The organism is Streptomyces sp. NBC_00683, assembly GCF_036226745.1.
Taxonomy (GTDB): domain Bacteria; phylum Actinomycetota; class Actinomycetes; order Streptomycetales; family Streptomycetaceae; genus Streptomyces.
The window spans coordinates 6,299,546-6,322,176 of record NZ_CP109013.1; the positions used below are offsets into that span (position 1 = coordinate 6,299,546).

The 22,631-nt window shown below is 70.7% G+C and carries 18 protein-coding genes; 14 read left to right on the forward strand and 4 right to left on the reverse strand.

Going from position 1 to position 22,631, the window contains the following annotated elements:
* Nucleotides 1-3 precede the first annotated feature (3 nt).
* The 3 genes from OG257_RS28125 (at nucleotide 4) to OG257_RS28135 (ending at nucleotide 2,120) form a co-directional block, all read left to right on the forward strand.
* Nucleotides 4-525 (forward strand): SAV_6107 family HEPN domain-containing protein, encoded by a 522-nt coding sequence (locus OG257_RS28125; protein ID WP_329211983.1) that lies wholly within the window; start codon nucleotides 4-6, stop codon nucleotides 523-525.
* 129 nt (nucleotides 526-654) lie between these two features.
* A complete protein-coding gene (locus OG257_RS28130; RefSeq protein WP_329211985.1) occupies nucleotides 655-1,413 on the forward strand; it encodes a class I SAM-dependent methyltransferase in 759 nt (252 codons plus the stop codon).
* 302 nt (nucleotides 1,414-1,715) lie between these two features.
* Nucleotides 1,716-2,120, forward strand: coding sequence for a DUF3040 domain-containing protein (locus tag OG257_RS28135; RefSeq protein ID WP_329211987.1), 405 nt, complete (start codon nucleotides 1,716-1,718; stop codon nucleotides 2,118-2,120).
* Between the two features lie 246 nt (nucleotides 2,121-2,366).
* Here the strand turns inward: OG257_RS28135 and OG257_RS28140 are convergent, their stop codons facing one another.
* The 4 genes from OG257_RS28140 to OG257_RS28155 form a co-directional block, all read right to left on the reverse strand.
* Nucleotides 2,367-4,787 (reverse strand): transglutaminase family protein, encoded by a 2,421-nt coding sequence (locus tag OG257_RS28140; protein WP_329211989.1) that lies wholly within the window; start codon nucleotides 4,785-4,787, stop codon nucleotides 2,367-2,369.
* Nucleotides 4,784-6,163, reverse strand: a complete 1,380-nt coding sequence (locus OG257_RS28145) for a DUF58 domain-containing protein (RefSeq protein ID WP_329211991.1) — start codon at nucleotides 6,161-6,163, stop codon at nucleotides 4,784-4,786. The genes OG257_RS28140 and OG257_RS28145 overlap by 4 nt, the downstream gene beginning before the upstream one ends.
* Entirely contained in the window at nucleotides 6,163-7,212 is a 1,050-nt protein-coding gene (locus tag OG257_RS28150) for an AAA family ATPase (protein WP_329211993.1), read from the reverse strand. The genes OG257_RS28145 and OG257_RS28150 overlap by 1 nt, the downstream gene beginning before the upstream one ends.
* 205 nt (nucleotides 7,213-7,417) lie before the next feature.
* Complete coding sequence (locus OG257_RS28155) at nucleotides 7,418-8,044, reverse strand: beta-class carbonic anhydrase (RefSeq protein WP_443054496.1); 627 nt, start codon at nucleotides 8,042-8,044, stop codon at nucleotides 7,418-7,420.
* 345 nt (nucleotides 8,045-8,389) lie between these two features.
* On the opposite strand from OG257_RS28155, the gene rsmH reads away from it, so the two are divergent.
* The 11 genes from rsmH to ftsZ all read left to right on the forward strand — a co-directional run bounded on the left by rsmH (nucleotide 8,390) and on the right by ftsZ (nucleotide 22,614).
* A complete protein-coding gene (rsmH, locus tag OG257_RS28160; RefSeq protein WP_329211997.1) occupies nucleotides 8,390-9,355 on the forward strand; it encodes a 16S rRNA (cytosine(1402)-N(4))-methyltransferase RsmH in 966 nt (321 codons plus the stop codon).
* Nucleotides 9,356-9,404: 49 nt separating this feature from the next.
* The gene (locus tag OG257_RS28165; protein ID WP_329211999.1) at nucleotides 9,405-9,944 is read left to right on the forward strand and encodes an FtsB family cell division protein; all 540 of its coding nucleotides are present in this window, start codon (nucleotides 9,405-9,407) and stop codon (nucleotides 9,942-9,944) included.
* Between the two features lie 4 nt (nucleotides 9,945-9,948).
* Complete coding sequence (locus OG257_RS28170) at nucleotides 9,949-11,952, forward strand: peptidoglycan D,D-transpeptidase FtsI family protein (RefSeq protein ID WP_329212001.1); 2,004 nt, start codon at nucleotides 9,949-9,951, stop codon at nucleotides 11,950-11,952.
* Nucleotides 11,953-11,967: 15 nt separating this feature from the next.
* Nucleotides 11,968-13,677: a UDP-N-acetylmuramoyl-L-alanyl-D-glutamate--2,6-diaminopimelate ligase gene (locus OG257_RS28175; protein WP_443054497.1), complete on the forward strand. Its 1,710-nt coding sequence runs from the start codon at nucleotides 11,968-11,970 to the stop codon at nucleotides 13,675-13,677.
* A 4-nt stretch (nucleotides 13,678-13,681) separates the two neighbouring features.
* On the forward strand, nucleotides 13,682-15,103 hold the full coding sequence (locus OG257_RS28180) for a UDP-N-acetylmuramoyl-tripeptide--D-alanyl-D-alanine ligase (protein WP_329212004.1): 1,422 nt from the start codon (nucleotides 13,682-13,684) through the stop codon (nucleotides 15,101-15,103).
* The gene (mraY, locus tag OG257_RS28185; RefSeq protein WP_329212005.1) at nucleotides 15,100-16,170 is read left to right on the forward strand and encodes a phospho-N-acetylmuramoyl-pentapeptide-transferase; all 1,071 of its coding nucleotides are present in this window, start codon (nucleotides 15,100-15,102) and stop codon (nucleotides 16,168-16,170) included. Before OG257_RS28180 ends, mraY begins: the two co-directional genes overlap by 4 nt.
* Nucleotides 16,152-17,585, forward strand: a complete 1,434-nt coding sequence (gene murD, locus OG257_RS28190; RefSeq protein ID WP_329212007.1) for a UDP-N-acetylmuramoyl-L-alanine--D-glutamate ligase — start codon at nucleotides 16,152-16,154, stop codon at nucleotides 17,583-17,585. The genes mraY and murD overlap by 19 nt, the downstream gene beginning before the upstream one ends.
* Nucleotides 17,586-17,699: 114 nt before the next feature.
* The gene (ftsW, locus tag OG257_RS28195; protein ID WP_329212009.1) at nucleotides 17,700-19,178 is read left to right on the forward strand and encodes a putative lipid II flippase FtsW; all 1,479 of its coding nucleotides are present in this window, start codon (nucleotides 17,700-17,702) and stop codon (nucleotides 19,176-19,178) included.
* A 6-nt stretch (nucleotides 19,179-19,184) separates the two neighbouring features.
* Nucleotides 19,185-20,279: an undecaprenyldiphospho-muramoylpentapeptide beta-N-acetylglucosaminyltransferase gene (murG, locus tag OG257_RS28200; protein WP_329212011.1), complete on the forward strand. Its 1,095-nt coding sequence runs from the start codon at nucleotides 19,185-19,187 to the stop codon at nucleotides 20,277-20,279.
* A gap of 49 nt (nucleotides 20,280-20,328) precedes the next feature.
* Entirely contained in the window at nucleotides 20,329-21,123 is a 795-nt protein-coding gene (locus OG257_RS28205) for a cell division protein FtsQ/DivIB (RefSeq protein ID WP_329212012.1), read from the forward strand.
* A 276-nt stretch (nucleotides 21,124-21,399) separates the two neighbouring features.
* Nucleotides 21,400-22,614, forward strand: a complete 1,215-nt coding sequence (gene ftsZ / locus OG257_RS28210; protein WP_329212014.1) for a cell division protein FtsZ — start codon at nucleotides 21,400-21,402, stop codon at nucleotides 22,612-22,614.
* Nucleotides 22,615-22,631 lie beyond the last annotated feature (17 nt).

A 22,631-nucleotide genomic window follows, 5' to 3' on the forward strand; every position in this document is an offset into this window, starting at 1 on the left:
GTCATGGCCAGCTCGTCCGCAGCCGCCGCTCCACGGCGCCGCGCAGGCAGCCCTGCCCCCTCACTGACCGGTCCGGCAACCGACGTCCACCCCGTTACGCGTCGCACCACTGCGCCGCCCGCCGCTCTCGATCTGCTCGCCCAGGCCCGTTCCGGCCTGGACGAGGCCGCCGTACTCGACGTGCCGAACGAGCGGTATGCCACCGCCCACCTCGCCGCGCTGCGTACCGCAGCCGCCGTGCTCGCCGCCCGTGGCCGTCCCGAAACGAGCAGGCGCCGCCGGGAGAGGATCCGCAGCGCCTGGGAGGTCCTCCCGGAGATAGCCCCCGAACTCACCGAATGGAGCGCCCTGTTCGCCTCCGGGGCCCCACGCAGGGCCCGGGCCGAGGCAGGCATACCGGGCGCGGCCACCAGCCGCGACGCCGACGATCTGCTGAGGGACGCCGCCATGTTCCTGCGCCTGGTCGAGCGGCTCCTGGTGCTCCAGCCGGTCCTGCCGCAGCCACGGAAGGACCGGCCCCGGTAACAGCCGGGAGGCGGTCCGACGCGGGGTGACCGGGACGGCGGTGCGAGGCAATAGGGTGGAGAGCCCGTACCACCTGCACCGTTCACGCTCCGCCGTCCGTGGCGGCATCGTGCCGAGGAGTCAACTGCCGTGTCGGACCAGCTGCGCCCCCGTGCCTCCCTCCGTACCGCCGTGGTCTGGGAGGTCCTGAAGGACGCTCTCGAGCGCCGCGTCAAGGCGACCGGCAGGGACGCCCTGGACGTACTGGACACGGGCGGCGGCACCGGCAACTTCGCGGTGCCCGTCGCCCGTCTCGGCCACCGGGTCACCGTCGTCGACCCCAGCCCCAACGCGCTGTTCGCGCTGGAGCGCCGCGCCGCCGAGGCCGGGGTGGCCGACCGGGTCCGCGGAGTCCAGGGCGACATCCTCGGCCTGTTCGACGTCGTGGAGCGCACCGGCTACGACGCGGTTCTGTGCCACGGCGTCCTGGAGTACGTGGACGACCCCGCCGAAGGCGTACGGAACGCGGTCGACGCGCTCCGTCCGTCCGGCGCGCTCAGCCTGCTGGGTGCCGGGCTCGGCGGCGCCGTCCTGGCCCGTGCGCTCGCCGGGCACTTCACCGAGGCCAGGCAGGCGCTGACGGACCCTGCCGGGCGCTGGGGGGAGGGCGACCCCGTGCCCCGCAGGTTCACCGCCGAGCAGCTCGCCGAGCTGGTGTCGGCCGCAGGCGTGGAGGTCGGCGCGGTCCACGGTGTGCGGGTCTTCGCGGACCTCGTCCCGGGGGTTCTCGTGGACACCGAGCCCGGCGCCATGGATGCGCTCCTGAGGCTCGAGGCCGCCGTCGCGGAACTGCCGGCGTTCCATTCGGTGGCGACCCAGCTGCACGTATTGGGCGAGAAGCGCGCCTGAGCCATGACGCGGACACGGCCGAAACGTGGCCGTGGGGAGACCGGAGCACGGCTGATCAGCAACGCAGCTGCAGACGGAGTACGGCCCAGAACACCCGATCGGGGCGCAGGCCCCGTATGATCGGGTGACACCATCCGGCATGACGGATCGGCGGTCGGGGAATCTACGCCTCAGCAGCCGGACCGACATGGCGGTCCGGACTGGCTATGGCTAGAGGGCGGGTTTCACGGGGGCGAATCCCTGCCTATTCTGGAAGGGCCGCATACCGGTCGCCCCCCGCGGCCGACGACGAGGAGGACTCCGTGCCGCTCTCGGAGCACGAGCAGCGAATGCTCGAGCAGATGGAGCGAGCGCTGTACGCCGAAGATCCCAAGTTCGCGACAGCGCTTGAGGGAAGCGGGCTGCGCAGGTACACCCGGCGACGGGTCTACCAGGCGGTGGCCGGTTTTCTGGTGGGTATCGCGCTCCTCATGGCCGGAATGGTCTTTAAGCAGACCTGGATCAGCGTGGTGGGATTCCTCGTCATGCTGGGCTGCGCCGTGCTGGTTGTCACCGGGTGGCGCAAGGCGCCCAAGCCCGGCGAGCAGCCGCAGGCGGGGAGCGAGAGCGGGGGCGGAGGCGAACGCCGACATCCCAAGCAGCGCCGGTCGATGATGAACCGGATCGAGCAACGGTGGCAGCGCCGCCGCGACGAACAGGGCCAGTGAACACCCGGTTCGGCAGGCGTCGGCCAGCCCGGCCCTGATCCGGACCGTGAACACCGAAACTTGCTGCAGGACTCATGAGTGAGGGGCGGCCGCATCTCTGCGGCCGCCCCTCACTCGTCATCTGCGCGCCCCATCACGCGTCGCCCGGGCGCCCGCCGGTCCTCGCCCGGGCGTCGGCGGTTCCCCGCCCGGGCGCCTGGGGGTCCTCGCCCGGGCGTCGGCGGTTCCCCGCCCGGGCGCCGGGGGTCAGCCCTGCTGGCGGGAGGGGCGGCGCAGGCGGGCGGCCCAGCCCTCTCGGCCCGGACGGTCCATCCACCGCCGGCGAAGGGCCGCGCGGTGTTCCGAAACCGCCCAGATCACCCGAACGGCCGAACGTGGCGCGACCGTCGCGCGCAGCCGTCCCAGGCGTCCGGCCGAGGCCCGCAGCCCCGCCTGCACGGCCAGGACGTCCTCGGTGGAACCAGCACCGGCCACGGGTTCGGGCGCGTACAGCACCTGTTCCACCGCGCCCGCCAGCCGATGGGCCGCGGCCGCGGCCGTGCCGTTGAGCTTCCCCAGCCGTACGAGGCGGGCAGCGGCCTTGCGGGGGGTCTGCGACTCGTCGGGTTCGATGCCGTGGTCCCAGGCCGTGTCCGTGAGCTCCCGCCACGCGGCCATGACTCTGGCCGTGGCATCCGCAGGCGTACGTCCCCCGGAGGAACCCAGCCGCTGAGCACGGGCCCGTAGACGCCAGAGCATCGGCAGGAACGGGATCACGAGCACCAGGAGGGCGCCCAGCACCACCAGCACCACCGTTCCCGCGGGCGTCCCCGGATCGGCGGAGTCCAGCGCACCGGGAGCCGCGGACGCACCGCACTCACCCTGACGGCGCATCTGTGCCGGGCACGATTCCGAGGCCGACGGAGCGGCCGTGGGCGCGGCGGAGGCACCTGCCGAGGGCAGCGCCGAATCGTTCGTGTCATCCGGGGAGACGTCCTGCCGGGTGTACGAGGGGGTGGTGCCCCGGGACGGCGTCGGCTCGAAGCGGGTCCAGCCCACACCCTCGAAATACAGCTCCGGCCAGGCGTGCGCATCACGCAGCCCGACCGATACGGAACCGTCCGCCTGGACCGTGCCGGGCGTGAAGCCCACCGCGACCCGGGCCGGAATGCCCAGCGTCCTGGCCATCGCGGCCATCGTGAACGAGAAGTGGACGCAGAAGCCTTCCCGGTCCTTGAGGAACCGCTCGATCGCCGCCGTGCCGGTCCCCGACGTCACCGTCGTGTCGTAGCGGAAGCCGCCCCCCGAGGCGAACCAGTCCTGGAGCTTGACGGCCCGCTCGTAGTCGTTGGCCGAGCCCTTCGTCACCCGTTCGGCGGTCTTCAGGACCACGTCGGGCAGCGAGCCGGGAACCCGGGTGTACTCACGCGCCAGCTCCGAACGCGGAGCCAGCGCCCCGGCGAGCTGCTCGGCCGTCGGCTGCACGACCAGACTGCTCACCTCGTACCGGACGCCGCGCGTCGTCTGGCCGTCGTCCCCGACGAGGGTGCGCCCCTCAGGTTCGAACCGCCAGCGACCCTTGATGTCCACCTCGCTCGCCGGATAGGGGAGCGGCAGATACGTCTGCTGGTACGAGCCCGACGCGGAGATGTTCGTCCGGATCTCCGTGACGGCGATGTCCGAGCCCAGCCCGGCCGGTTGCGGCAACCGGTCCGGCACGTCCTTCAGACGGCGGGTCGAAGGCCGCCACTCGCTCCCGTTGAACTGGTCCAGGGCCTGGATGCGCAGATAAAAGTCTTCGGGGTTCCCCGAGTTGGTGCGGTACGACATCACCTGCCGGTTCTCCGGCTGGTTCAGGTTGTTCTGCAGCGAGACCAGCGGGTTGACCGCGGAGATCGTGCCCCCGCCGGTGCCCTTGCCCGTACCGCCGCCCGTGCCGCCCAGCAGGCCGCCGTCCAGGGCGGGCAGCGCCGCGGGGACCACCAGGGCGATGCCCAGTGCCACCGCACCGATGCGACGCCCCGTGCGGACCGGCGCCAGAGGGCCCGATGACCCTTCCAGCCCGGCCGCCAGACCGCCCGACGAGCTGGACGTGCCACTGAAGACCCGCCCCCACTGGGACAGCCGGTCGCGGCCCTCCGCCAGCAGCAGGATCAGATAGCCGCACGCGGCGAGCAGGAACCAGAGCCAGCCCGCTCCTCCGTCGCTGAGCCCCGCCGCGACCGAGTAGAGCGCCAGCAGGGGCAGTCCGGCCGGCGCGGCGGTACGGAAGGTCACCGCGAGAGCGTCCACGGCGAGCCCGATCAGCAGCACGCCGCCGATCAGCATCAGCCGGATGCCGTCCGACGCCGGAGCGGGGATGGCGTACCGGCCGACATCATCGGCGCCCGCCGTCAGCAGATCCGCCAGTCGCTGCACGGCCTCGGGCCCGGGGAGCAGACCGAACAGCGCCTGCTCCGAGGCGAACGCCATCGTCAGCAGCATCAGCGTGACCAGCAACTGCGCGGAGACCGTCAGAATCCGTGCGAGCGGGACCCGGCGGGCGAGTGCGCCCACCCCGCTCTGGATCCCCAGCAGGAAAGCGGCCTGGACGAGCCACTTCGCCGTCTCCACCAGCGGCACCAGAGCCCCCGCCGCCATCAGCGTCGCCACGAAGGCGCACACCGTCAGCCGTGTCCGACCGCTCATGACCATCCCCCAGAGAACCCCGTCGTTCCGCCGGCCGCTGCCGGATGCGGGCCGGAGTCCTGCCGGCCCGCCTGCTGCCACAGCCGTGAGAACTCGGCCCCGGCCGGCACCGCCACCGCTGTCCAGCCCGCCTCGCGCAGCAGCCGCAAGCGGTCGTCGTCCGGGGCGGGAGACACATCGTCCCTGTCCCCGCCGCGCACCCAGTCCTCACTGTCCAGCACGAAGGCGACAGCGGCGCCGCTGCGTTGCCGCATACGGGCGGCCACCGCCGTCTGCTCCTGGTCCAGATCGCCGAAGAACGCCAGCAGAAGGCCCTCGTTGCCCCCGCGCAGCACGTCGTAGGCGCGGGACAGACCGCCCCCGTCGGAGTGGTCGACGACCGCGAGGGTGTCCATCATCAGACCCGCCGAGTCCGCGGACCCCTGGGTCGCCCCGGCGAAACCGTCGGAGCCCTCGCCCGGCACGGAACTTCCGTCGTCCGTCAGCAGGCGTACGGCGAAGCCGCGCTCCAGCATGTGCACCAGCGAGGAGGCCGCCGCCGACACCGCCCACTCGAAAGCGGAGTCCGGACCGGCTCCCCGGTACGCGATCCGCCGGGTGTCCAGCAGGACCGTGCACCTGGCCCGCTGGGGCTGCTCCTCGCGGCGCACCATCAGCTCGCCGTAGCGCGCGGTGGAGCGCCAGTGGACCCGCCGCAGATCGTCCCCGTGCCGGTAGCCGCGGGGAATGATGTCGTCCTCACCGGCCAGCGCCAGTGAACGCTGCCGGCCCTCGCCGTACCCGGAGGCCTCGCCCGCCAGCCGCAGCGTCGGAAGGGCCTCTGTGCGCGGTATGACGACGAGGGTGTCGTACGCGCTGAAGGAACGGGTCAGCTCGCACATCCCGAACGGGTCGCTGAGCCGCAGCTGCAGCGGACCGAGCGGATAGCGCCCGCGCAGATCGGACCGGACCCGGTAGGACACCTCGCGCTTGCCGCCCGCCTCCACCCGGTCGAGAACGAACCGGGGCCGGGGGCCCAGCACGTACGGCACCTGGTCCTGGAGCATCAGCAGGCCCGTGGGCAGCCGGGACAGATTGTCCATCCGCAGGTGGACCCTGGCCTCCGCACCCGTGGGTACCCGGGACGGCGCCAGCCGACGGCTGCCCGCGACCCGGTAGTGGGTGCGGCAGAGCACCGTCACGCAGACCAGGGGCAGCACCGCCAGCAGCAGTCCGACCCGCAGCAGGTCACCCTGGCCCAGCACGTAGGCACAGACCGCTGCGGCGACACCGGCGGCCAGGAAGGACCGCCCCCGCGTCGTCAGACCGTTCAGAGCCGCACGCAGGCTGCCCTTGTTGTCGCCGTCGTCCACGGGACCGGGAACCCCGGCCGCCATCACAGCCGCCGTGCGCCGGGCTGCTGGCCGTAGACCGGGCGGCCGGGCTGGTGCTGCGGCGCCGCCGGTGCCGACGTGACGGCACCGGACGTCGGCACGGGGATGCGCTGCAGGATCTCCAGCACGACCTGCTCCGCCGTGCGGCGGTTGAGCTGAGCCTGGGCCGTGGGCAGCAGCCGGTGCGCGAGCACGGCAACGGCGAGGGCCTGGACGTCGTCCGGCAGGGCGTACTCACGCCCGCTGAGGGCCGCCGAGGCCTTTGCCGCACGCAGGAGGTGCAGGGTCGCGCGGGGCGAGGCCCCGAGTCTGAGATCCGGGTGCTGACGGGTGGCCCCGACAAGGTCCACCGCGTACCGGCGCACGGAATCGGCCACATGGACCGTGCGCACCGCGTCGATCAGCTTCACGATGTCGTGGGCGTGCGCCACCGGCTGCAGGTCGTCCAGCGGTGAGACCCCGCCGTGCACGTCCAGCATCTGGAGCTCGGCCTCCGGGCTGGGGTAGCCGATCGACACCCGGGCCATGAACCGGTCGCGCTGCGCCTCGGGCAGCGGATAGGTGCCTTCCATCTCCACCGGGTTCTGGGTGGCCACCACCATGAACGGGTTGGGCAGTTCGTAGGTCTGGCCGTCGATCGTGACCTGGCGTTCCTCCATCGACTCCAGCAGCGCGGACTGGGTCTTGGGCGACGCGCGGTTGATCTCGTCGCCGATCACGATCTGGGCGAAGATCGCGCCCGGCTTGAACTCGAAGTCCCGTCGCTGCTGATCGAAGATCGACACCCCGGTGATGTCCGAAGGCAGCAGGTCCGGCGTGAACTGGATACGCCGCACCGAGCAGTCGATGGAACGCGCCAGCGCCTTGGCCAGCATTGTCTTGCCGACCCCGGGCACATCTTCGATCAGGAGGTGTCCCTCCGCGAGCAATACGGTCAGCGAAAGCCGTACGACCTCAGGCTTGCCCTCGATCACACCTTCCACCGACCTGCGCACCTGCTCCGCTGTGGTGGTCAGATCTGTGAGGCTCGCTCGATCGTCATAGGTCGTCACCCGGCCCTCCTCGGCCCCTTGTGCACGGGCCGACACACAAGCTGCCCGGCCCGCCCCGAAATACGGACACCTCCCGGAAGACCCGGAGAGGTGTCACACCCGCATTCTTGTTGCCGTTACCGCTTCGTGTCACTCGCCTGTGGATAAGTGGGCGCGATATGTCGGGTGTGGCCCGTATGTCGATGGGTGAGCCGGGGCCGGAGAGTCAGGAGGCGGGAAGGATCTCGCGCAGGAGACCGGTGGTCACGTCGAAGACGAACCCCCGGATGTCGTCCGTGTGCAGGAGGAACGGCGAGGTGCGTACGCGCTGCATCGACTGCCGTACGTCCTGGTCGGCGTCCTTGAAGGACTCCACCGCCCAGACCGGCCGCTGTCCGACCTCGTGCTCCAGCTCCTGCCGGAAGTCCTCGGTCAGCGATTCGAGGCCGCAGTTCGTGTGGTGGATGAGTATGACGCTGCGGGTGCCGAGCGCCCGCTGGCTGATGGTCAGCGACCGGATGACATCGTCCGTGACCACGCCGCCCGCGTTGCGGATGGTGTGGCAGTCGCCGAGCTCCAGGCCGAGCGCGTCGTGGAGGTCGATACGGGCGTCCATGCAGGCGACGACGGCAACGCGGAGCACCGGCCGTGCGTCCATGCCGGGGTCGCCGAATGCGTCCGCGTAGCGGGCATTCGCTTCGACCAGCCGGTCGGTGACCGTACCGCCCGAACGGGCCGCACCTGCGGCGGAGACTGTGGGCTCGGCGGAAGACTGCGCGGAAGTCGACATGGATACGACGTTAGCTGTCACGGTCGCCCTCGGCGTGCTGTGGGAGGGGACAAAGAACGTCAACGAGACTTGTTGTGAGGTAATCCACAGGCCTCACAGTCCTGCACCCGCACGGGTGAGTCCCGGGTCCGCAGAGGGCGGTGCGACGCGCTGTCCGGTTCGTTGATCGTGAATCGATCGAATGGCAGGGTGGACTAAAGTGACGCGAAGTTACCGACACGCCTGCACATTCTGCATATTTCAGCACGTTTCGAATTCCCCGTGATGTGCGGCGTACATGCGGCCCGGCCCTCTCCCGCTCGCCGGTCGGCCGACGCCCCTTCCCCGGCGCCGGCGGGCCTCCCCTTCCGAGCGGGCGGGGACCAGACCGCACGTGCAGCCACACGGGACTGAGCCTGAGAGGGCGCTTTGAGCCAGACCCGACATGTCCCGGTGATGCTCCAGCGGTGCCTGGACCTGTTGGCCCCGGCTCTGGAGGTGACAGGACCGCAGCCACCGGTGGTCGTGGACTGCACCCTCGGACTCGGCGGGCACAGCGAGGCCCTGCTCGCCGCCTTCCCGACGGTCCGGCTGATCGCGCTGGACCGCGACAAGGAGGCGCTGCGGCTCTCCGGCGAGCGCCTCGCCCCGTACGGCGACCGGGCCACGCTCGTCCACGCCGTCTACGACGAACTGCCCGAGGTGCTCGACCGGCTGGGTGTCCCCAAGGTCCAGGGCGTGCTGTTCGACCTCGGCGTCTCCTCCATGCAACTGGACGAGGCGGACCGCGGATTCGCGTACGCCCAGGACGCCCCGCTCGACATGCGCATGGACCAGACGACCGGCATCGGCGCGGCCGAGGTGCTCAACACCTACGCGCCGGGCGAGCTCGTACGGATCCTCCGCGCCTACGGGGAGGAGAAGCAGGCCAAGCGGATCGTCTCCGCCGTCGTGCGCGAGCGCGAGAAGGAACCCTTCACCAACAGCGCCCGCCTCGTGGAGCTCATCCGCGATTCGCTTCCCCAGGCCGCCAAGCGCACCGGAGGCAATCCGGCCAAGCGCACCTTCCAGGCACTGCGCATCGAGGTCAACGGTGAGCTCACCGTCCTGGAGAGGGCGATTCCGGCAGCTGTGGGGAGCCTCGCGGTGGACGGACGCATCGCCGTCCTCTCCTACCACTCGCTGGAGGACCGGCTGGTCAAGCAGGTCTTCGCGGCCGGCGCGGCCAACACGGCGCCGCCCGGTCTGCCCGTCGTCCCCGAGCGCTACCAGCCCCGGCTGAAGCTGCTGACCCGCGGCGCGGAGCTGCCCACCGAGGAGGAGGTCGCCGAGAACCGGCGGGCCGCCCCCGCCCGGTTGCGCGGCGCCCAGCGGATCCGCGCGGAGGAGCGATGAGCGTGCGCAGCCGGGCCGAGGAGACACCCGGGAAGGCGGGGGAACCGAGGTGACCAAGGCGGCCGAGCAGATGAAGGGGCGGGCGGGGAGGCTCGCCCGGCTGATGCCGTCGGGCCCGAGCACGGCGGCCCGCACTCCCTTCGTCCTGCTGGTCGTGCTGCTCCTCACCGGTGGCCTGATCTCGCTGCTCCTGCTGAACTCGGCGCTCAACGAAGGATCGTTCAGGCTGAGCAAGCTGAAGCGGGAGACCACCGAGCTCACCGATGAGCAGCAGGCCCTGCAGCGTGACGTCGACAGCTACTCGGAGCCGGACGCGCTGGAACGGCGCGCCCGGGAACTGGGGATGGTGCCCGGCGGCAGCCCCGCGTTCCTGAACCCGGACGGCACCATCCGCGGCGTTCCGGAGCGCGTCACCGCTGAGCCGTCCCCCGCCGCGAAACCGGACGCGAGCACGTCGGGCGGTGCGGGCCCGCCCCCGGCGGCCGCCTCGCCGTCGGGGTCCGTACCCCCGTCGCCCTCCGGTTCCGCAACCACCCCCGCGCCGTCCGCGACTCCCACGACTTTGCCCCCGACGAGCTCCGGCAGGTGACGCAGTGCCGTCCAAGGAACCGCCGCGCCGCCGTGTCCCCGGCCCCGCGCGCCCCCGTAACGCGGCAGGCGGAAGCGGCCGTCCCCGGCCCGCCGCCCGTCCCGGGGCCGGGCGCCCGCGCCCGCCGTCGCGGCGCCCGCGGGGAAGGGCTTCGCGCGGCGGCTCCCCGCAGTCCATCCGCCTCGGCAGCCCGCGCCCGCGGCTGCGCCTGATCAGCCTGTGCCTGACGCTCGTCATGCTGGCGTTCGTCGTCCGGCTGCTCCAGGTACAGGCGGTCGACGCCGGCACGTACTCGGCCAAGGCGGAGAAGAACCGCTATCTCGAGTACACGATCGCCGCCGAGCGCGGTGAGATCACCGACCGCAGCGGCATCGCGCTGGCAACCAGCGTCGACGCGCACGACATCACGGCCGATCCCAAGTTGTTCACCCCCGAGGACAGCAAGGCCCCGGACGCGCCGGAGCAGGCCGCGGCCCTGCTCGCCCCGATCCTCGGCAAGGACGCCGCGGAGCTGACGAAGAAGCTCTCGGCCCCCAAGAGCCGCTACACGGTGCTGGCCCGCCGCCAGACCCCGCAGGTCTGGAAGCAGATCAAGGACCTCAAGTCCGCGTTCGCCGAGAAGGCGGCGAAGGACAGGGCCGACGGCGGCACGGGAGCGAACGTGCTCGCCGGAGTCCTCCAGGAGCCCACCACCAAGCGGGTCTACCCGAACGGCGATCTCGCCGCCGGGATACTGGGATTCGTCAACGCCGAGGGCAAGGGCGGCGGCGGCCTGGAGGCCCAGCTGAACGGACAGCTCGAGGGCGAGAACGGCAAGATCCGGTACGCCCAGGCCGGTGGCCGCCCCGTACCGACCGCGGGGACCAAGGAGATTCCGGCCGTCGCGGGCACCGACATCGAGCTGACGATCGACCGCGACATCCAGTGGGCCGCCCAGCGGGCGATCGCCGACCAGGTGAAGAAGTCCAAGGCGGACCGCGGGTATGTGATCGTCCAGAACACGAGGACCGGCGAGGTACTGGCCATGGCCAACGCCCCCGGCTACGACCCGAACGACCTCTCGCAGGTCAATTCGGCGGCCCTCGGCAACGCGGCGCTCCAGGACGTGTACGAGCCCGGTTCCACCAGCAAGGTCATGTCCATGGCCGCGGTACTGGAGGAGGGCGCCGCGACACCCGGCACCCATGTCACCGTCCCCAACCGGCTGCACCGGGGGGACCGGCTGTTCAGGGACGACATCGACCACCCCACCTGGTACCTCACGCTCAACGGCGTACTCGCCAAGTCGAGCAACATCGGCACGATCCTGGCCACCGGACAGCTCGGCAGGACGCAGGCCGAGGCCAACAAGGTCCTCCACTCGTACCTGCGCAAATTCGGCATCGGCAGCACCACGGGGCTCGACTACCCGGGCGAGTCGCCCGGCATCCTCGCCAAGCCGCAGGACTGGTCCACCTCGCAGCAGTACACGATCCCGTTCGGCCAGGGCCTCTCGCTCAACGCCATGCAGGCCGCGTCGGTGTACCAGACCATCGCCAACGGCGGGGTCAGGATCGAGCCGACCCTCGTCCGCGGGACCAAGGGCGCGGACGGCCGCTACACCGCGGGGACCGCGCCCGAACGGACCCGGGTGGTCAGCGAGAAGACGGCGAAGACCCTGGCGAACATGCTCGAGTCCGTGGTCGACGACCGTGAGGGCACCGGAACCAGGGCTCACATCCCGGGCTACCGGGTCGCGGGCAAGACCGGTACGGCCAACCGTGTGGATCCTGTGCGCGGCATCTACAAGGGCTACACGGCGTCCTTCGCGGGCTTCGCCCCCGCCGACGACCCGCAGGTCACCGTCTACTGCGCCATCCAGAACCCCACCAAGGGCAGCTACTTCGGCGGCCAGATCTGCGGTCCGATCTACAAGAAGGTCATGGAGTTCGCGCTGAAGACCCTCCAGACCGCACCGTCCGGCAGCGATCCCGCCAGGCTGCCGGTGTCCTTCAAGCCCGGCGAGTGACTCGGAAATGCCTCAGTGACGACCATCACCCCGGATCCCCGGAACCGGAACGAGAAGTACCGCAAACCCGGGCCCTCGCTTCGCGAGAGGCCGGGTCCGCCCGGTACGCTCACCGCCGTGCCCCACGCCGATCAGTTCCAAACCACTCAGAAGGACGCGCCTGTGAACTACCCGGGAGCGCCCCGACCGGACCGGCTCCGGCCGACTTCCCTCGGAGAGCTGGCAGCCCGGCTCGGCGCCGGACCGCAGGAATCCGGTGAGGTCACCGGAATCACCCACGACTCGCGGGCCGTGCGCCCCGGGGACGTGTACGCGGCTCTGCCCGGCGCCCGCTTCCACGGCGCCGACTTCGCCGCCCAGGCCGCGGGCCTCGGCGCCGCCGCGATCCTCACCGACCCGGCAGGCGCCGAGCGCGCCGCCGCCACCGGCATCCCGGTCCTGGTCACCGAGGACCCGCGCGGCCGGATGGGCGACATCGCCGCCGAGATCTACGGCCGGCCCGGCGTCGGTCTCCTCCAGATCGGCATCACCGGAACGTCCGGCAAGACCACCACGGCCTACCTGGTCGAGGGGGGTCTGCGCGGCGCCGGACGCAGTACGGGCCTCATCGGCACGGTCGAGATGCGCATCGGCGACGAGCGCATCAAGTCCGAGCGCACCACCCCGGAAGCCACCGACCTCCAGGCGCTGTTCGCCGTCATGCGCGAACGCGGTGTCGAGGCGGTGGCCATGGAGGTCTCCAGCCACGCCCTGGTGCTCGGGCGGGTCGACGGCTGTGTCTTCGACGTGGCCGTGTTCAACAACCTCAGCCCGGAGCACATGGAGTTCCACTCCGGGATGGAGGACTACTTCCAGGCCAAGGCGAGGCTGTTCACACCGCAGCGCAGCAAGCTCGGTGTGGTCAACTTCGACGACGAGTACGGCCGCAGGCTGGTCACGGAGGCGACCGTCCCCGTCGTCACCTTCTCCACCGAGGGCCACCCCGACGCGGACTGGCGTGCCAAGGACGTCGAAGTCGGCCCGCAGAGCAGCACCTTCACCGTGATCGGCCCCAAGGGCGAGCAGATCACCGCGAAGGCCCCGCTGCCCGGCCCGTTCAACGTCGCCAACACCCTCGCCGCGATCGTCACCTTGGCCGTCGCGGGCGTCGACCCGCAGATCGCCGCCGACGGTGTCGCGGCGGTCCCCGGTGTCCCCGGGCGGCTGGAACGCGTCGACGCCGGACAGCCCTACCTCGCGGTCGTCGACTACGCGCACAAGACCGACGCCGTCGAATCCGTCCTGCGCTCCCTGCAGAAGGTCACCGAGGGCAGGGTGCACATCGTGCTCGGCTGCGGCGGCGACCGTGACACGACGAAACGCGGTCCGATGGGCGCGGCGGCGGCCCGGCTCGCCGACACCGCCGTGCTGACCTCGGACAACCCGCGCTCCGAGGACCCCCTCGCCATCCTCGCCGCGATGCTCTCGGGCGCCGCGGAGGTACCCGTCCACGAACGGGGCGACGTCCTCGTCGACGCGGACCGCGCCGCCGCCATCGCCGCGGCGGTGGCACGCGCCGAACCCGGCGACACCGTACTGGTGGCCGGAAAGGGACACGAGCAGGGACAGGACATCCACGGAGTGGTACGCCCCTTCGACGACCGCCAGGTCCTGCGCGAGGCCATCGAGCGCTCCAGGGGACGCGCGGGCGCCGCACACACCCACGAGAACAACAGTCAGGGATGACCAAGTGATCGCCCTTTCACTCGCCGAGATCGCCGAAATCGTCGGCGGGCAGCCGCACGACATACCGGACCGGACCCTCACCGTCACCGGCCCCGTCGTCATCGACTCCCGAGAGGTGGAGGACGGCTCCCTGTTCGCCGCGTTCGCCGGCGAGCGGGTCGACGGGCACGACTACGCGCAGCGCGCCGTGGAGGCGGGCGCGGTAGCCGTGCTCGCCGCCCGCCCCGTCGGTGTCCCTGCGATCGTCGTCGACGACGTCGTGTCGGCGCTCGGCACGCTCGCCCGCGCGGTCGTCGAGCGCCTCGGGACGACCGTCGTGGCGCTCACCGGCTCGGCCGGGAAGACGTCCACCAAGGACCTGATCGCCCAGCTCCTCGAGCACAAGGCACCCACCGTCTGGACCCTTGGCTCGTTCAACAACGAGATCGGACTGCCGCTCACCGCGCTGCGCTCCACCGCCGAGACCCGCCACCTCGTCCTGGAGATGGGCGCCCGCGGAATCGGCCACATCCGCTACCTCGCCGGCCTCACCCCGCCGAGGATCGGCCTGGTCCTCAACGTGGGAACCGCCCACCTCGGCGAGTTCGGCAGCCGGGAGGCGATCGCCCAGGCCAAGGGCGAGCTCGTGGAGGTCCTCCCCGAGGACGGCGTCGCCGTGCTCAACGCCGACGATCCGCTCGTGCGGGCCATGTCCGCCCGTACAAAAGCGCGGGTGATCCTCTTCGGAGAGGCCCCGGATGCGGACGTACGGGGAGAGAACGTCCGGCTCACGGACGACGGCCGCCCCGCTTTCGCGCTCCACACACCCACCGGGTGCAGCGACGTGACCTTGCGCCTGTACGGTGAGCACCACGTGTCGAACGCGCTCGCCGCGGCCGCCGTCGCCCATGAGTTGGGCATGTCCGTGACTGAGATCGCCGAGGCGCTCTCCGGGGCGGGCACCCTCTCCCGCTGGCGCATGGAGGTCACCGAGCGTCCGGACGGTGTGACGGTCGTCAATGACGCCTACAACGCGAACCCCGAATCCATGAGAGCCGCACTGCGTGCGCTGGCTGCCATGGGCAGAGCCTCACGGGCAGGAGGGGGACGTACGTGGGCGGTGCTCGGTCAGATGGCCGAGCTCGGCGACGCGTCGCTCGCCGAGCACGACGCTGTCGGACGGCTCGCCGTCCGGCTCAACGTCAGCAAGCTCGTCGCTGTCGGAGGAAGAGAAGCCTCCTGGCTGCAACTGGGCGCATATAACGAGGGTTCGTGGGGTGAGGAGTCGGTGCACGTGTCCGACGCACAGGCGGCCGTCGACCTGTTGCGCAGTGAACTGCGCCCGGGAGACGTCGTGCTGGTGAAGGCGTCCCGGTCGGTCGGCCTGGAGAAGGTCGCCCTGGCACTGCTGGAGAACGCGACCGAGGGCGAGGTCGCCGTCCGATGAGGCAGATCCTCTTCGCAGGGGCCATAGGGCTCTTCCTGACCCTGGTCGGCACTCCGCTGCTGATCAAACTCCTGGCCCGCAAGGGCTACGGGCAGTTCATCCGGGACGACGGCCCCAGGTCCCACGGCAGCAAGCAGGGCACGCCCACCATGGGTGGTATCGCCTTCATCCTGGCGACGATCATCGCGTACGTCCTGGCGAAGGTGATCACCGGCGAGGAGATGCGCTTCTCCGGCGTCCTCGTCCTGTTCCTGATGGCGGGGATGGGCCTCGTCGGCTTCCTCGACGACTACATCAAGATCGTCAAGCAGCGTTCGCTGGGTCTGCGGGCCAAGGCGAAGATGGCCGGCCAGCTGATCGTCGGCATCTCCTTCGCGGTGCTCTCCCTCCAGTTCGCGGACATCCGGGGCAACACCCCGGCATCCACCAAGCTCTCGTTCGTCGAGGACTTCGGCTGGTCCATCGGACCGGTGCTGTTCTGCGTCTGGGCCCTGTTCATGATTCTCGCCATGTCCAACGGCGTGAACCTGACGGACGGTCTGGACGGCCTGGCCACCGGCGCCTCGGTGATGGTCTTCGGCGCGTACACCTTCATCGGGCTGTGGCAGTTCCAGGAGTCCTGCGCCAACGCGAACACCCTGACCAACCCCGAAGCGTGCTTCGAGGTACGCGACCCACTCGACCTCGCGGTCGTCGCCTCGGCACTCATGGGCGCCTGCTTCGGCTTCCTGTGGTGGAACACCTCGCCCGCGAAGATCTTCATGGGCGACACCGGTTCGCTCGCCCTCGGCGGCGCGCTCGCGGGCCTCGCGATCTGCTCCCGCACCGAGTTCCTGCTCGCCATCCTCGGCGGCCTCTTCGTGATGATCACGATGTCCGTGGTCATCCAGGTCGGCTCGTTCAAGATGACCGGCAAGCGGGTCTTCCGGATGGCACCGCTCCAGCACCACTTCGAACTCAAGGGGTGGTCCGAAGTCCTTGTCGTCGTCCGCTTCTGGATCATCCAGGGCATGTGCGTGATCGTCGGACTCGGCCTCTTCTACGCAGGATGGGCAGCCAAGAAGTGAGCAACGCGGACTGGCAGGGCAAGCACGTCACCGTCGCGGGACTCGGCGTCAGCGGAATCCCCGCCGCCCGCGCCCTGCACGAGCGCGGGGCGCTGGTCACCGTCGTCAACGACGGCGACGACGAGCGCTCCCGCGCCCAGGCCGCGGAGCTGGAGGCGCTCGGCATCACCGTGCGCCTCGGCGACGGGGCGACCCTGCCCGAGTCCACCGAGCTCATCGTCACGGCCCCCGGCTGGAAGCCCGACAAGCCGCTCTTCCTGGCAGCCGCCGAGGCGGACGTCCCCGTATGGGGCGACGTCGAACTCGCCTGGCGGCTGCGGGGGCCCGATGCCGCACCCTGGCTCGCGGTCACCGGAACCAACGGCAAGACCACGACCGTGCGGATGCTCGCCTCGATCCTCCAGGCGGCCGGGCTGCGCACCGCCGCGGTCGGCAACATCGGCGTCTCGCTCCTGGACGCGGTCCTCGGCGAGGAGACGTACGACGTGCTCGCCGTCGAACTCTCCAGCTACCAGCTGCACTGGTCGCCCTCGCTGCGCGCCCACTCCGCGGCCGTGCTCAACCTGGCCCCGGACCACCTCGACTGGCACGGCTCCATGTCCGGCTACGCCGCCGACAAGGGCCGGATCTACGAGGGCAACCGCGTCGCCTGTGTCTACAACGCACAGGACGGTGCGACCGAGGACCTGGTGCGCGAGGCCGACGTGGAGGAGGGCTGCCGGGCGATCGGCTTCACCCTCGGTACGCCGGGTCCCTCGCAGCTCGGCGTCGTGGACGGCATCCTCGTCGACCGGGCCTTCGTGGCCAACCGCCAGAAGCAGGCGCAGGAGCTCGCCGAGGTCTCCGACGTCAACCCGCCGGCCCCGCACAACATCGCCAACGCCCTGGCCGCCGCCGCGCTCGCCCGTGCCTTCGGCGTGGAGCCCGCCGCCGTACGCGACGGGCTGCGGGCCTTCCGTCCCGACGCCCACCGCATCGAGCACATCGCGGATGTCGACGAGGTCGCCTACATCGACGACTCCAAGGCGACCAACACCCATGCCGCGGAAGCCTCCCTCGCCGCCTACGACCCGATCGTCTGGATCGCCGGCGGCCTCGCCAAGGGCGCCACTTTCGACGAGCTCGTGACCGGCGCGGCCAAGCGCCTGAGGGGCGTCGTACTGATGGGCGCCGACCGGGCGCTGATCCGCGAAGCCCTGGCGCGACACGCCCCCGAGGTACCGGTCGTCGACCTCGACCGGACCGACACTGGGGCGATGTCCGAAGCGGTCCGGGAAGCGGCACGGCTCGCCCGGCCGGGCGACACCGTACTGCTGGCACCGGCCTGCGCCTCGATGGACATGTTCGTCAACTACAACAAGCGGGGCGAGGCGTTCGCGGACGCGGTCCGCCAACTCGTCGCCGAGAGCGCCTGACAGGCCCGGCCTCCGCGTCGTACCGTCCCGGAGTCCCGGGGCACGAGCGGCACCGCCGCGGGCCCCGGCGCCCCGGTACAGCCCCGGGCACGAGCAGTGGAGGGGACAGCGACAATGCCGGCCGACGAGAGCCCAGCCCCGCGCCGAGCGGACCGCTCACGGGTGACCGCCGCGATCAGCAGGGCGTTCAGCCCGCCCCTGCTCGCCCAGCCGGCCGGTGGGAGCCCCGGGCTGCCCTCGGGACTCGCGCCGCCCCCCGGACTCGCGCTGCGCAGCCGGCCGGCCGTCGGCTCCCGGCGGCCCCCCGTCCCCCGCAGCGGCGGCACCGGCCCCGGCACAGGGTCCCGGCCGCCCCGTTTCGCCGCCGTGCGTCGGATGTACGAGCAGGCGCGGCGGGCCTGGGACCGCCCCCTGACCGCGTACTACCTGATCCTCGGCTCCAGCCTGCTGATCACGGTTCTCGGGCTCGTCATGGTCTACTCCGCCTCCATGATCAAGGCGCTGGAGCTCGCCAAACCCGGCACGTACTTCTTCCGCAAGCAGTTCCTTGCCGCCGTCATCGGGGCCGGCCTGCTGCTGATGGCCTCCAGGATGCCCGTCAAACTGCACCGGGCCCTGGCCTACCCGCTCCTCATGGGCTCCGTCTTCCTGATGGTGCTGGTGCAGGTTCCGGGGATAGGGATGTCGGTCAACGGCAACCAGAACTGGCTCTACCTGGGCGGTCCCTTCCAGCTCCAGCCGAGCGAGTTCGGCAAACTCGCCCTCGTTCTGTGGGGCGCCGACCTGATCGCCCGCAAACAGGACAAACGGCTCCTGACGCAGTGGAAGCACATGCTGGTGCCGCTCGTCCCCGTCGCCTTCATGCTGCTCGGGCTCATCATGCTCGGCGGCGACATGGGAACTGCGATCATTCTCACCGCGATCCTGTTCGGCCTGCTCTGGCTGGCAGGTGCGCCGACCCGGCTCTTCGCCGGGGTGCTCGCCTTCGCCGGCCTCATCGGCTTCGTCCTGATCAAGACCAGCCCCAACCGGATGTCACGGCTCGGCTGCATCGGTGCCTCCGAGCCTGGCCCCGGCGACTCCTGCTGGCAGGCGGTGCACGGAATCTATGCCCTGGCCTCCGGCGGATGGTTCGGTTCCGGGCTGGGTGCGAGTGTGGAAAAATGGGGTCAACTCCCCGAACCGCACACGGACTTCATCTTCGCCATCACCGGGGAGGAACTGGGTCTGGCGGGGACGCTGTCGGTGCTCGCCCTGTTCGCGGCTCTAGGCTATGCGGGTATCCGCGTGGCCGGACGCACGGAGGACCCCTTCGTGAGGTACGCAGCGGGAGGCGTGACCACCTGGATCACGGCGCAGGCCGTGATCAACATCGGTGCGGTGCTCGGCCTGTTGCCGATCGCCGGTGTCCCGCTGCCGCTGTTCTCCTACGGAGGTTCGGCCCTGCTGCCGACCATGTTCGCTGTCGGGCTGCTGATCGCGTTCGCGCGAGAGGAACCCGCCGCGAAAGCGGCCCTGGCCATGCGGAGGCCCGGGGTGAGATGGAAGACGATGAGACGGCGCGTCACGAAGCGTCCGTCCGGAGAGCGGTGAATTTCGGTGCATGTCGTACTCGCCGGTGGGGGGACCGCCGGCCACATCGAGCCCGCGCTTGCCCTCGCAGACGCCCTGCGCAGGCAGGACCCGGCCGTGGGAATCACTGCCCTCGGCACGGAACGCGGACTTGAGACCAGGCTCGTACCCGAGCGGGGGTACGAGCTGGCACTGATCCCTGCCGTGCCGCTGCCGCGCAAGCCCACACCTGAGCTGATCACCGTCCCGGGGCGGCTGCGCGGCACCATCAAGGCAGCCGAGCAGATCCTGGAACGCACGAAGGCCGACTGCGTGGTCGGCTTCGGCGGCTATGTCGCCCTGCCCGGCTACCTCGCCGCCAAGCGGGCAGGCGTCCCGATCGTCGTCCACGAGGCCAATGCCCGGCCGGGCCTGGCCAACAAGATCGGTTCGCGCTACGCGCACGGGGTCGCCGTCTCCACCCCCGACAGCAAGCTGCGCGGTGCCCGCTACATCGGCATCCCGCTGCGGCGCACCATCGCCACCCTCGACCGGGCCCGGGTCCGCCCGGAGGCGCGTGCGGCCTTCGGTCTCGACCCCAACCTGCCGACGCTGCTGGTCTCCGGCGGCTCGCAGGGCGCGCGCCACCTCAACGAGGTGGTCCAGCGGGTCGCGCCGCTGCTCCAGCGGTCCGGAATCCAGATCCTGCATGTGGTCGGCCCGAAGAACGAATTGCCGCGCATCGACAACATGCCCGGGATGCCGCCCTACATCCCGGTACCGTACGTGGACCGGATGGACCTCGCGTACGCCGCGGCCGACATGATGCTCTGCCGCGCGGGCGCGATGACCGTCGCCGAACTCTCCGCCGTCGGGCTGCCCGCCGCCTACGTCCCGCTGCCGATCGGCAACGGCGAACAGCGGCTCAACGCCCAGCCGGTGGTCAACGCGGGCGGCGGCCTCCTGGTGGACGACGCGCTGCTCACCCCCGAGTGGGTGCAGGGCAACGTCCTTCCGGTGCTGTCGGATCCGCACCGGTTGTACGAGATGTCCCGTGCCGCCGCGGAGTTCGGGCGAAGGGACGCCGACGACCTGCTCGTCGGCATGGTGTACGAGGCGATTGCCGCACGCCGCCAGGCGTGAGGCGGTGCGGACCCGGGGCGGGTGCCCCGGGTCCGGTGAAGGAGCGAGCGTGGCCGGACCGACGACCGCCCAGCGCGGCGCAGCCAAGCGTGCCGACACCCCGGCCCGCCCGCCGCACATCCGCCCCGAGGGGAGGCGGCTGACCGGCCGTACGCGACTGGTCCTGGCCGCAGTTGTCGTGGCGCTGATCGCGGCAGGCGGAATCTGGGTGCTCTACGGCTCGTCCTGGCTGCGGTTGGAACAGGTGACGACCACCGGTACGGACGTCCTGACCCGGTCCGAGGTGGAGACAGCCGCGGCGGCTCCGGTCGGCGCTCCGTTGATTTCCGTGGACACCGAAGCCATGGCGGACAGGTTGCGCCAGAAGTTGCCTCGTATCGACTCGGTGGATGTCGTACGGTCATGGCCACACGGCATCGGACTTAAAGTGACCGAACGGAAGCCGGTTCTGTTGGTGAAAAAGGGCGCAAAGTTCATTGAAGTGGACGCGAAGGGCGTGCGCTTCGCAACTGTGGACAAAGCGCCGCCGCACGTGCCCCTGCTGGAGCTCGAACCTGACCGGTCGCCGAGCCTGCGCCGTTTCGGCAGTGACCGTCTGTTGCAGGAGGCGGTCCGGGTCGCGGGCGACCTTCCGCGGCACCTGGCCGGGGAGACGAAGGCCGTACGGATCGCGTCGTACGACTCCGTCGTCCTGGAGCTGACCCGGGGGCGCACGGTGATGTGGGGCAGTGCCGAAGAAGGGCCCGTGAAGGCGCGAGTCCTCACCGCACTCATGAAAGCGGCTCCCAAAGCGGGGCACTTCGACGTGAGTGCACCCACCGCCCCGGCCGTTTCGAAGAGTTGACGCACATTTGGCCTGGCCAGCACCCTGGTTGGTCAGCGCTACGGGTGATCACATAGGGTGAAAAGAAAAACGGGAGGTTCGGCGTGTTCGTTGAACGTGCGCCACTTGTCGACTTAGTGTCCTGTTCGGAAGAGTCCAAGAAGCAGACACACTGGTAACCCTAAACTTCAACGTTAGGGTTTGGGTCGGCGTTCGGACCGTCCCAATCGGCATCCGTCGTCGCGGCGGGACTACCGCGAAGCGACGACACGTAACTCGAGGCGAGAGGCCTTCGACGTGGCAGCACCGCAGAACTACCTCGCAGTCATCAAGGTCATCGGTGTCGGCGGCGGTGGTGTCAATGCCATCAACCGAATGATCGAGGTCGGTCTCAAGGGCGTCGAGTTCATCGCGATCAACACCGATGCGCAAGCACTGTTGATGAGCGACGCCGACGTCAAGCTCGACGTCGGCCGTGAACTCACCCGTGGCCTCGGCGCCGGGGCGAACCCGGCCGTCGGTCGTAAGGCGGCAGAGGACCACCGTGAGGAGATCGAGGAGGTCCTCAAGGGGGCCGACATGGTCTTCGTCACCGCAGGAGAAGGCGGCGGCACCGGCACCGGCGGCGCACCCGTCGTGGCCAACATCGCCCGTTCGCTCGGCGCCCTGACGATCGGTGTGGTCACCCGCCCGTTCACGTTCGAGGGCCGGCGACGCGCGAACCAGGCGGAGGACGGCATCGCCGAGCTCCGCGAAGAGGTCGACACCCTCATCGTCATTCCCAACGACCGACTGCTGTCCATCTCGGACCGCCAGGTCAGCGTGCTCGACGCGTTCAAGTCGGCCGACCAGGTACTGCTCTCGGGCGTCCAGGGCATCACCGACCTCATCACCACCCCGGGTCTGATCAACCTCGACTTCGCCGACGTCAAGTCGGTCATGTCCGAGGCCGGATCGGCGCTCATGGGTATCGGATCGGCCCGCGGCGACGACCGCGCGGTGGCCGCCGCGGAGATGGCGATCTCCTCGCCGCTCCTCGAGGCGTCCATCGACGGTGCGCGCGGTGTCCTGCTCTCCATCTCCGGCGGCAGCGACCTCGGTCTCTTCGAGATCAACGAGGCCGCGCAGCTGGTGAGCGAGGCGGCCCACCCGGAGGCGAACATCATCTTCGGCGCGGTCATCGACGACGCCCTGGGCGACGAGGTGCGGGTCACCGTCATCGCCGCGGGCTTCGACGGCGGACAGCCGCCGACCCGTCGCGAGACGGTTCTCGGAGCGGGTGCCGGAAAGCGCGAGGAGTCGGCGCCGCCGGCCAGGACCACCGAACCGGTGCGCCAGTCGGGCGGACTGGGCTCCGTGCCCTCGCGCGAGGAGACCCAGGCACCGGCCGAGCCGGTGCCGGTGGCGAACGAGAGCTCGCTGCCGCCGGTCTCCCCGCCGCACGTCCCGACGGCCCGTCCGTACCAGGACACCCAGGCCGAAGAGCTGGATGTACCGGACTTCCTGAAGTGATAGGTCCGCACCACGCG

Bases quoted from the DNA above. Each gene is read 5' to 3' on its own strand.
- OG257_RS28125 (WP_329211983.1), top strand. From the start codon at position 4: ATGGCCAGCTCGTCCGCAGCCGCCGCTCCACGGCGCCGCGCAGGCAGC.
- OG257_RS28140 (WP_329211989.1), bottom strand. From the start codon at position 4,787: ATGAGCGGTCGGACACGGCTGACGGTGTGCGCCTTCGTGGCGACGCTG.
- OG257_RS28145 (WP_329211991.1), bottom strand. From the start codon at position 6,163: ATGGCGGCCGGGGTTCCCGGTCCCGTGGACGACGGCGACAACAAGGGC.
- mraY (WP_329212005.1), top strand. From the start codon at position 15,100: ATGAGGCAGATCCTCTTCGCAGGGGCCATAGGGCTCTTCCTGACCCTG.
- murD (WP_329212007.1), top strand. From the start codon at position 16,152: ATGGGCAGCCAAGAAGTGAGCAACGCGGACTGGCAGGGCAAGCACGTC.
- ftsW (WP_329212009.1), top strand. From the start codon at position 17,700: ATGCCGGCCGACGAGAGCCCAGCCCCGCGCCGAGCGGACCGCTCACGG.